Origin of the sequence: Rhodococcus sp. CX (assembly GCF_015865005.1) — a bacterium.
Taxonomy (GTDB): domain Bacteria; phylum Actinomycetota; class Actinomycetes; order Mycobacteriales; family Mycobacteriaceae; genus Rhodococcus.
Genome location: NZ_JADZGH010000075.1, coordinates 18,920 through 27,619 on the forward strand (window position 1 = coordinate 18,920; position 8,700 = coordinate 27,619).

Here is an 8,700-nt window from a genome sequence, read left to right on the forward strand (position 1 = left end):
GCGACTGTTTATGAATCGACTTTAGCGGATGAAGCACATCTACGGCACCCCCGACCGCGGCCATGGTTCGACGAGGGCCGGCCGGACGGCGAATCAACTCGATGCAGGTACGAGTCGGCGTAGCCTTCGAGGCCCTTCAACCGGATGCTCGGTAAAGGCGATCACATCGAGGTCGAGCTCGTCGACCCGACGTACGACCGCATCCATTCCTCGCTTCGTCAGCAGCCCGACCTCGGCCCCATCGACGGGATACTCGACCGTAATCTTCATCTCCAGGCACTCCTGCCCGAAACTGCTCCCGTAGCCCCTCGGCCTCCACGTCGCGACCGGCCGAGATCCCTCACCCTGACGACCGTCGAGCATCCGATCTGCAGGTCACCGGAAAGCCGGCGGGATCGACATCGTCTCCGAGGAGGTGTACTACGCGCCAACGGATGCTAGATTTCTAGATAGTCTATTACACGACAATTAGGAGTTGGACATGTCTCTCGATCCACGAGCAGTCGGGGCATCCTCCGAGCCGAGAACGATTACCTGGACCGCACGTGACTGCATGCTTTACGCGCTCGGCGTCGGAGCCGGTACCGGCGACCTCACCTACACAACGAACAACACTGCAGGCGTGGAGCAGGCAATGCTTCCGACCATGCCGGTAACTCTCGGCGTCGACTTCAGCGTCCTCAAGAGAGCCGGCAAGATCGACTGGACGCGCCTGCTCCATGCCGAGCAGGAGATCGAACTCGTCGCCCCTCTGCCGGTGGACGGCACTGCCACAGCCACCACCCGGATAGCCGAACTGTGGGACAAGGAGAAGGCTGCCCTCGTCGTAGCCGAGACCGAGGGGGTAGGAACAGACGGCACTCCGCTGTGGCGCAGTCGCGCTTCGCTGTTCCTCAAGGGGGCGGGCGGATGGGGCGGGGATCGTGGACCCTCATCGAACACATCGACGCCGGAAGGCAACCCGGACAAGACCATCAGCTACCGCACGGCCGAGAACCAAGCCTTGATCTACCGACTCTCGGGCGATTACAACCCGCTGCATTCCGACCCTTCGTTCGCGAAGAAGGCCGGCATGGACGCACCGATTCTCCACGGTTTGTGCACATTCGGTTTCGCCGGACGAGCCGTGTTGGAGGCAGTCGGGGGCGACCCCACCCGGATCCGTTCGATCCGGGCTCGCTTCGCCTCCCCCGTGTGGCCGGGTGACGATCTGCACGTGGATCTGTGGGACGTCGATGATGCGACAGTGCACTTCCGCGTGCGAGGCCGGGACGACGAGGTTGTCCTCTCCGGTGGAGTCGCCCGATTGGGCTGACCAAATGGCCGGCTCGTGGACGCAGACGGGTCCGAGGCTGTGGCGTTGTGTACCCGGCCACGACGTCCTGCTGCATCCCGCCGGATGCAGTGACCGAAACACAGCGCAGGGAGCACATTTCGCGAGAAAGGACCGTTCATGCAGGAACTGTCGTTGCAGGACCGCATCGATCGCCTCGAGGCGATCGAGGAGATCAAGCAGATCAAGGCCCGATACTGCCGCTTCGTGGACACCAAAGACTGGGTAGGTTTCGCCGGCCTCTTCACCGAGGACCTCGTGATCGACTTCGGCGAGTCCACCTCCAGCCCTCGGTCTCGAGATGAGTTCGTCGCCGCGGCAGCACGACACTTCGAGAAGAATCTCTCGATTCACCAGGTCCACCTCGGAGAAGTAGAGATCATCGACAACACCCACGCCCGGGCAGTCTGGCCGATGTACGACTTGGTCGAGAAGACCTCCGATGACAGCGAGTACGTCTCGCACACCGGGTGGGGCCACTACACCGAGGAGTACCGCAAGGAAAACGGTCACTGGAGGTGCAGCCGTACGCAATTGACCCGGCTCAAGCGGGTGGTACTGGGCGACTGAGTCCTGCCGCACAGCAGGGCTGATCACGCACACGCTGCCACCTTCCGCGCTACGGCAAGCGACAATAAACGTCTATTGCCAAATAGTAGATCAATGGAGTTAAATGCATGAGATCTGAATCACAGCGAGGGAGAGTGCAATGGTCGATATCACGCGACGCTGGATCGTGGACACTCCGATCAGCGAGCGATGGCCGGTCTACACGCGAGCCAACGTAGGAGAGGTTTCTGCAAGCGTCACAACACCTTTGATGTGGAGCATGATCGGCGGACCGCCGGCCGAGCGTGAATGGAAGCAGGCACTGGTCGAGTTCGGCGCCTTCGACATCGACGAGTTCCGTGAGGATCTCATCGACATCCAGGGAATGGTCCACGGATACATCTACCTGAATCTGTCGAACTCCCGAACTTTCGGTGCACGGATGCCGGGCGCCAGCCCGGAGTTGATGGACCGAACCTATCTCGGGGAAATCGAAGCTCCGCCATACGTACCGCATCCTGACGATGCCAAGCCCGAGTACACCGACCGCATTCTGGCTACCGTGCAACGTGTTCTGAGCGAGACGGCTCGACCCGATATCGAGCAGCACAAGGAGCAGGCGGCCAAGCTTCGTGCAGAGCGTCCGGATCTCAGCGCCCTGTCCGACGCCGAACTCCTCGCTCGCGAGCGGCAGATCATGCGCGACCCGTACGCGCAGATCCTGCGCACCCACCTACGGATGGTGTACGAGGGCTCTGTGGTGACCGGAGCGCTCGATCAGGCCGTTGCCGGCCTCGGCGACCCGAGTCTGGCTATCAAGCTCATGGGCGGACTCGGTGACATCGCCTCCGCTGCCCCGAACGAAGCAATGTGGAAGCTCGGTCGCCTGGTCAGAGAAGACGACGAGCTCACCGCAGAATTCGAGAAGGGCATCGACGGATTGGAGGACAGACTTCGGGCCGGTTCGAGCGAGGCCGCAGCCGAGTTCGTCACCCAGTTCGACCGATTCCTCTACGAGTTCGGGTCGCGCTCGACCGAAGAATGGTCCGCGACTCCGAAGACGTGGGAAACCCATCGCCGGATTCCCCTCGGGATGATCGACCGGATGCGTTTGCAGGACGAGAGCAAGTCTCCCTCCGTCCAGGCCGACCGGTTGCGCCGGGAGCGCAAGGAGTTGACCGAGCAGATCCGCCGTCGGCTCGAAGGTGACGCGGAGGCTCTGGCTCAGCTCGAGGCGGTGCTGCGCTCCGCGGAGTTGTACTCGCGCTCGCGGGAGCAGGGCAAGACCAATACGATCCGTGTCCTCCACGAAGCACGACTGCCGATCTGGGAACTCGGGCGTCGCTACACGGACAAGGGTGTCCTCGGCCGTCCCGACGACATCTCGATGCTGCTGGAATCGGAGCTCGACAGCTTCATCGAGAATCCTCGGTCGTTCGTTCCGGTGATCGCCGAGCGGTGGGAATGGTACGACGCTCTCGACGAACTGGAGCCGCCCTTCTTCATCAACGGCGAAATTCCCCCGGTCACCACCTGGCAGAAGAAGAAGGATCCGGATCTCGAGCCGGCCGGAGCCGGAACGGTACTCCACGGCCTGGGCGCCTGTGCCGGAACGGCGACCGGCATAGCGCGCATCATCACCGATCCGGAAGATGCCCCCGATCTCGAGCCCGGCGAAATCCTTGTCGCTCCGCTCACCGATCCGGGTTGGACCCCGATCTTCACGTCCGCGGAGGCAGTGGTGGTCAATGTCGGGTCTCCGATGAGTCATGCTGCCATCGTCAGCCGCGAACTGGGCATCCCCTGCGTGTTGGGCGTGCGCGGGGCCACCAAGAAGATCAAGGACGGAGCCAAGCTCACCGTCGACGGCGCTGCCGGCACCGTTACCGTGCACTGAGTTGACAGTCGAGGGGGCTTGCACCCGGTGGGTGCAAGCCCCCTCGTCGTTCGAACCGGGTTCGTGGACACCTCGGGTGCGGTCGGCCGTCACATTCCTCGAACGAACTCAGCCGTCCATCTTCGCCAGCATCTCCGGTCGTGGAGTCTGCCACGGCATCAGCGACCGCGCTCCCAGACCACCGTCGACGGGCAGCACCGTGCCGGTGACGTACGCCGAAGCGGGTGCGGCCAAGAAGAGTGCCGCATGGGCTATGTCAGCCGGATGTCCTTCCGGGGGTGGTACCGCTCGGCGCCAGGCGTCAGGAGCGTTGTCTTCGGCCGCGTAACGCCTCCTGCTGCCGTCCCCGTGATCGACAGCAATGCTTCCGACACGAATCGCGTTGCAGCGGATTCCGAGATGGCCGTACCCGCTCGCGATCGAGCGGGTCAACGCCTCCAATCCCCCTTTGCTCGCCGAGTAGGTGTCGAATCCCGGCATCGCTTGTGCTGCAGCCAAAGACGAGATGTTGACGATCACTCCGTGCTGTTGATCCAGCATCACAGGAAGGACGTAGCGAGAGGGTAGGAAGGCACTGGTGAGGGTCCGGTCGAGCACTCTGCGCCAGTTCTCCAGTGAGATATGACCGATCGGCCCGTCGACATCACGGCTGTGCAGCAGGTCGGTTGGACCGGCGTTGTTGACGAGAACGGTCAGCGAGCCGAACTCGTCGATTACCGAGTGAACGAGTGCCCGGACGTCCTCCTCGGAGGTGACGTCTGCCCGGATGAACTGCACCGATCCGGCGATCTCGGCAGCCGCCTGCTTTCCCAGCGCCTCATTGCGTCCACAGATGACCACATCTGCACCCCGGGCTGCGTACAGTTCTGCGATCGCCCGTCCGATCCCTCGCGATCCACCGGTGATCACCGCGACTTCGCCGTCGAGTCGGAACGGATCCACGAGGTCATCCTTGCTCACTTGAAACTCCTTCTGTCCGATACCCAGTTGAGAGAGTTTGCGAGAAGCCGCCGGTAGGACGGGTTCGCAAACGCCGCGGCGCTGTCGCCGAACTGCAGATAGACGATCCGACTGCGGGGGTGATCCCTGACCCATGCGACCGTGCCGGTGCCGGTCGGATGCTGCCAGCCGTCGTTGGTGTCCCGGCGGCCGACGACCGCGTTCCATGTGGACCAGAGCGTACGGTCGGTGAGCTCGGCGTCCGTCGTCAGCAGGGGCGTGATCGCGTCGTCGTGAACTTCGTTGAGGTAGAGCTCGTCGGTGATGGTGAATCCATCCTGCAGACCGGCGAGGATGGGGTGCGCCCGTGCGACATCGGAGGCCGGTGTGACCCGTTGTTCCACCGCGTGGCGGTAACCCGAGTCGGGATTCTGCTCATCGCGGATGAACCGGAACCGTCCGCCCATGATCTCTGCGTACCGGTCCCAGGTCGGCCACGCGGCGAGCGCGTGATGCACGAACACGAAGCCGTGCCCACGCTCCACCAGCGAGGTGAAGTCTTCGCGAAAGGTTTCCGGGGGATCGAACACCCCGGGCATGGAGTGATCGGGCTTGAAGGCGAAGCCCGGCATGTCGTACATCAGGTACGCGTCCCAGCGTTCCGGCTCGACGCCGGCGAAGTGCAGTTGAGCGGCGGGTTGCTCTACCTGTGTGCATTCCAGGTTCGGCAGCGAATCGAGCATCGCGCTGAACGCATTACGGTCGTAGGCATGACCTTTGGTCACAACGAGAACCCTCGGAGCGATCTCCACGAACACCCTCCTCGATAGGCAAGCGGCAAAAATATCGTAATCTGGAACACATCGATCTGTCTTGCTATATATTGTTTAGATAACGACTAAATCCCCAATTTCGCCAGCCGTCGAGGAGCCCTCATGCCCGCCGCCCAGCTCGTGAAGCCGACCATCGATATCGGCCTCGTAACCGTCAACCAGGACGCGATGGTGAACTTCTACGGAAACGTGCTCGGATTCCCGGCGCTGCCCGACGTGCCGATGGACGGCTTTCTGGTCAAGCGTTTCCAGGTAGGCGACTGCGTACTCAAGATCGTCGAGTTCGAAAGCGAACCCGGTGGACGGGCTGTGCCCGGAGGACTCGGAGACTCCACCGGTCTGCGCTACTGGACCGTCTCGGTCAACAATCTCGATGCGCTGCTGGCGGCCGTTGAAGACTCCGGTCAGAAGGTTGTCGAGGGACCGACGGAAGTGCGTCCGGGCGTCAGGATTGCTCTCGTCGGCGACCCCGATGGCAACCTCGTCGAGTTCGTCGACCGCCCCTCCTCCTGAACGGATCGAGAATGACAAGCGTCGGATTGGTCCTGCCTCAGCTCGGACCCGTGGTCGATATGCACGTGATCAAGGATGTCGCGCAGGCAGCCGAGGACATGGGGTTCGCACACCTGTGGGTACAGGACCACTTCATGTATGCCCTGGAACAGGGAGGCGAGTACGGCGGCAGTGCTGCCGCACAACCCGAGGTCTACCAGTCCGTCTACGCACCGCTCGAAATGATGTCCGCTGTCGCGGCATGGACCGAGAGCATCGGCATCGGCAGCAGCGTCCTGGTCGCGGGCAATCACTGGCCTGTACAACTCGCCAACGAACTCGCCACCATCGATCAACTCAGCGAGGGACGGCTCACGGCGATCGGGCTCGGTGTCGGCTGGTCTCACGAGGAGCACCGTGCCGTGGGTGTCGACCCACGAACCCGAGGTCGAAGGATCGACGAGTTCGTCGAGGTACTGAAGAAATGCTGGGTCGATGACCCAGTCGAACACCACGGCGAATTCTTCGATGTGCCTCTGTCGATCGTGCGGCCCAAACCCTTCCAGAAGCCGCACCCGCGCCTGATGTCCGGCATGTGGTCCGAGAAGGGATTGCGTCGCACCGCCCTGCACTACGACCTGTGGAATCCCGGCTCGATGCCCATCACCCAGGCCGCCGATACACTCGCCGAAATGAACGCTGTGCGCCCCGCGCACCTCGAACCCCTCAACGTCATCTACCGAGCTGCACTGCAGTCCACAGCCGGAAAGCTCCTCACGGTCGAGGAAATCGCCGAACGCACTGTGGAATCGGCAAAGGAGGGCTTCGAAGCGGTCATCGTAGAGGCAAACTTCTGCTCCGACATCACGTCGCGACAGGACTGGCTGGCCAAGGTGGCCGGCCTGCAGCCTGTTCTAGAGGCCGCACGCGCAGTTGGTCGAGCGCATCCGAAACCATGCCGGTGATGGGCCTGCCTTCGACCAGGCCGGCTTTCCCACTACCGCGATCGCCGTAGCGGGAAAGCCGGTCGGCGGACGGAAGAGCTACGGTTCGACGAAGTCTCGGCGCCCTCGCACCTCGGACCCGTCCACCACACGACCGTCGACCGAACGCGCGAGTCGGGTCAGCCGTAAGCGCGCGATACGCCACCGACCGCCGACCTTGTGGTACTCCTCGGTATAGTGCCCGAAGCCCGTCAGCACGGGATATTCACTGTCCGAGCCGGGTTCGACCCTGTCGAACATAGCCCAGATCCCATGCGCCGTATCACTGCCGACGATCTCGATCTCGGGCATGTGCCCATGGTGGACACTCATCGCCTGACCGAGGTGCCGTTCGATCGAGGCGATGAACTCGTCGGCAGTCCGCGGCGAAGTAGTCGATTCCCCGATCTCGAAGACCGCATCGTCGGTGAACAACTCCCGCAACTCCGGCCACCAGTGGAGGTCGACGTATCGGAAGTAGCGTGCCTTGAGGCGCTTGATCTCCTCGATATCTTTCAGGCGCTGCAGATCTGCCGCCATCTCCGCCGAAGCGGCGTCCCTGGTAACAGTCACGACTCTGTTCCTTCCCTCCGACCGATGGATCGATCCGTGTGCATGTCGGGAGACTCTTTCGCATCCTTGGTAATTGGGCACAATATTATTGTGTACTTCAGCGGTTCTGCCCGCCGCGTGTGCCGCCGAGGACGTGTGAACGACTCGATTCCGCGAAGCCGCGCTGAACATTGCCGCGACCCGCATCCGTTGCTCACGCAACGCTTCGAGATCGGGGCAAACTGCCGCGCTGCTCGGGCGTTCCAAGTTCTTGTGTTCCCTTGTAAGACTGTCTCGCGCTTGCCAGTTGAGCGAGTTGAGGTCTTCCGGGACCGCAGGATGCGGTCCCGGAAGACCTCAACTCGCGGTGCTGGTGATCTGCACCGGGAGGCTCTTGAAACCACCGACGAAGTTGGTTCGCACCGCTTTCGGCTCGCCGACGACCTCGAGGCACTTCATGTGCGGAATCAATTCCTCGAACAGGATTCGCATTTCAAGCTTGGCAAGGTGCATTCCGACGCAGGTATGGATGCCAGATCCGAAAGCGAGATGTCGAGTGGTGCGCCTGATATCAAAGGTCTCAGGGTTCTCGAATACTTCCTCGTCGTGGTTGCCCGACGCCCACAGAACCATCACTCGGTCCCCCTTCTTCACTGGCGCCACCGAGCTCGATGTCCTCCATAGCAGTGCGCACGAAGTGCTTGGCCGGCGTTGCCCATCGGACGCTCTCCTCCACCAACCCCGGGACCAGAGTCAAGTCATTGCGGAGCTCTTCGAGCAACTTCGGGTGAAGCGCCAGTTGATGGAGGCCATGCAGAATCGAGGACGTCGTCGTGTCGTGACCGCCGGCAGCGACTGCGATATACCAGCCGTTGGCATAGCCGTCGTTGATCGGTTCGCCGTCGATCCGACTGTTCGCGATGTGCGTCGCCAAGTCGTCGGCCGGCTCGGCCCGGCGCTTCGCACTGAGTTCGCTGAAGTAAGAGTTGAACGCCATCGCTGACTCCATGAAGGCGGCCGCAGCGGTCTCTGGATCGGCATTGCCGCGCGCGTTCAGCTCCTCGTCTGATGCGCCGAAGAACTGTTGAGTCAGTTGGAGCATCATGGGCTCGTCCTTCTCGG

Annotated in this window: 10 protein-coding genes and 1 pseudogene; 5 read left to right on the plus strand and 6 right to left on the minus strand. The window is 62.3% G+C overall.

The genetic code is table 11. The features are described from left to right. Positions 1 to 93 precede the first annotated feature (93 nt). Positions 94 to 270: a hypothetical protein gene (locus I0Q12_RS08375; protein ID WP_197251490.1), complete on the minus strand. Its 177-nt coding sequence runs from the start codon at positions 268 to 270 to the stop codon at positions 94 to 96. Positions 271 to 481: 211 nt separating this feature from the next. Between I0Q12_RS08375 and I0Q12_RS08380 the strand changes: the two genes are divergently transcribed. From I0Q12_RS08380 to I0Q12_RS08390, 3 genes are all read left to right on the plus strand, one after another. Continuing rightward, entirely contained in the window at positions 482 to 1,315 is an 834-nt protein-coding gene (locus tag I0Q12_RS08380) for a MaoC/PaaZ C-terminal domain-containing protein (RefSeq protein ID WP_197251491.1), read from the plus strand. A 138-nt stretch (positions 1,316 to 1,453) separates the two neighbouring features. Beyond that, positions 1,454 to 1,903 carry a nuclear transport factor 2 family protein gene (locus I0Q12_RS08385; RefSeq protein ID WP_231610276.1) on the plus strand — a complete coding sequence of 150 codons (450 nt, stop codon included), beginning with the start codon at positions 1,454 to 1,456 and terminating at the stop codon, positions 1,901 to 1,903. A gap of 259 nt (positions 1,904 to 2,162) precedes the next feature. Continuing rightward, positions 2,163 to 3,779, plus strand: a complete 1,617-nt coding sequence (locus I0Q12_RS08390) for a PEP-utilizing enzyme (RefSeq protein ID WP_231610277.1) — start codon at positions 2,163 to 2,165, stop codon at positions 3,777 to 3,779. Between the two features lie 108 nt (positions 3,780 to 3,887). Here the strand turns inward: I0Q12_RS08390 and I0Q12_RS08395 are convergent, their stop codons facing one another. Then, positions 3,888 to 4,739, minus strand: a complete 852-nt coding sequence (locus I0Q12_RS08395; RefSeq protein ID WP_307846116.1) for an SDR family NAD(P)-dependent oxidoreductase — start codon at positions 4,737 to 4,739, stop codon at positions 3,888 to 3,890. Next, complete coding sequence (locus I0Q12_RS32390; RefSeq protein WP_307846117.1) at positions 4,736 to 5,530, minus strand: ThuA domain-containing protein; 795 nt, start codon at positions 5,528 to 5,530, stop codon at positions 4,736 to 4,738. Before I0Q12_RS32390 ends, I0Q12_RS08395 begins: the two co-directional genes overlap by 4 nt. A gap of 123 nt (positions 5,531 to 5,653) precedes the next feature. Between I0Q12_RS32390 and I0Q12_RS08400 the strand changes: the two genes are divergently transcribed. Together I0Q12_RS08400 and I0Q12_RS08405 are read left to right on the plus strand one after the other, a co-directional pair. After that, positions 5,654 to 6,064, plus strand: a complete 411-nt coding sequence (locus tag I0Q12_RS08400) for a VOC family protein (RefSeq protein ID WP_197251494.1) — start codon at positions 5,654 to 5,656, stop codon at positions 6,062 to 6,064. Positions 6,065 to 6,123: 59 nt separating this feature from the next. Further along, positions 6,124 to 7,008 carry a TIGR03619 family F420-dependent LLM class oxidoreductase gene (locus I0Q12_RS08405; protein WP_231610278.1) on the plus strand — a complete coding sequence of 295 codons (885 nt, stop codon included), beginning with the start codon at positions 6,124 to 6,126 and terminating at the stop codon, positions 7,006 to 7,008. A 78-nt stretch (positions 7,009 to 7,086) separates the two neighbouring features. On the opposite strand, the gene I0Q12_RS08410 is transcribed toward I0Q12_RS08405, so the two are convergent. From I0Q12_RS08410 to I0Q12_RS08420, 3 genes and pseudogenes are all read right to left on the minus strand, one after another. Further along, positions 7,087 to 7,599: a nuclear transport factor 2 family protein gene (locus I0Q12_RS08410; protein ID WP_307846118.1), complete on the minus strand. Its 513-nt coding sequence runs from the start codon at positions 7,597 to 7,599 to the stop codon at positions 7,087 to 7,089. Positions 7,600 to 7,935: 336 nt separating this feature from the next. Then, on the minus strand, positions 7,936 to 8,211 hold the full coding sequence (locus tag I0Q12_RS08415) for a cytochrome P450 (RefSeq protein WP_231610294.1): 276 nt from the start codon (positions 8,209 to 8,211) through the stop codon (positions 7,936 to 7,938). Then, positions 8,159 to 8,700, minus strand: a pseudogene (locus tag I0Q12_RS08420) (hypothetical protein); the annotation flags it as partial. The gene I0Q12_RS08415 and the pseudogene I0Q12_RS08420, both read right to left, overlap by 53 nt.

Bases quoted from the DNA above. Each gene is read 5' to 3' on its own strand.
- I0Q12_RS08375 (WP_197251490.1), bottom strand. From the start codon at position 270: ATGAAGATTACGGTCGAGTATCCCGTCGATGGGGCCGAGGTCGGGCTG.
- I0Q12_RS08380 (WP_197251491.1), top strand. From the start codon at position 482: ATGTCTCTCGATCCACGAGCAGTCGGGGCATCCTCCGAGCCGAGAACG.
- I0Q12_RS08385 (WP_231610276.1), top strand. From the start codon at position 1,454: ATGCAGGAACTGTCGTTGCAGGACCGCATCGATCGCCTCGAGGCGATC.
- I0Q12_RS08390 (WP_231610277.1), top strand. From the start codon at position 2,163: ATGATCGGCGGACCGCCGGCCGAGCGTGAATGGAAGCAGGCACTGGTC.
- I0Q12_RS08400 (WP_197251494.1), top strand. From the start codon at position 5,654: ATGCCCGCCGCCCAGCTCGTGAAGCCGACCATCGATATCGGCCTCGTA.
- I0Q12_RS08405 (WP_231610278.1), top strand. From the start codon at position 6,124: ATGCACGTGATCAAGGATGTCGCGCAGGCAGCCGAGGACATGGGGTTC.
- I0Q12_RS08415 (WP_231610294.1), bottom strand. From the start codon at position 8,211: ATGGTTCTGTGGGCGTCGGGCAACCACGACGAGGAAGTATTCGAGAAC.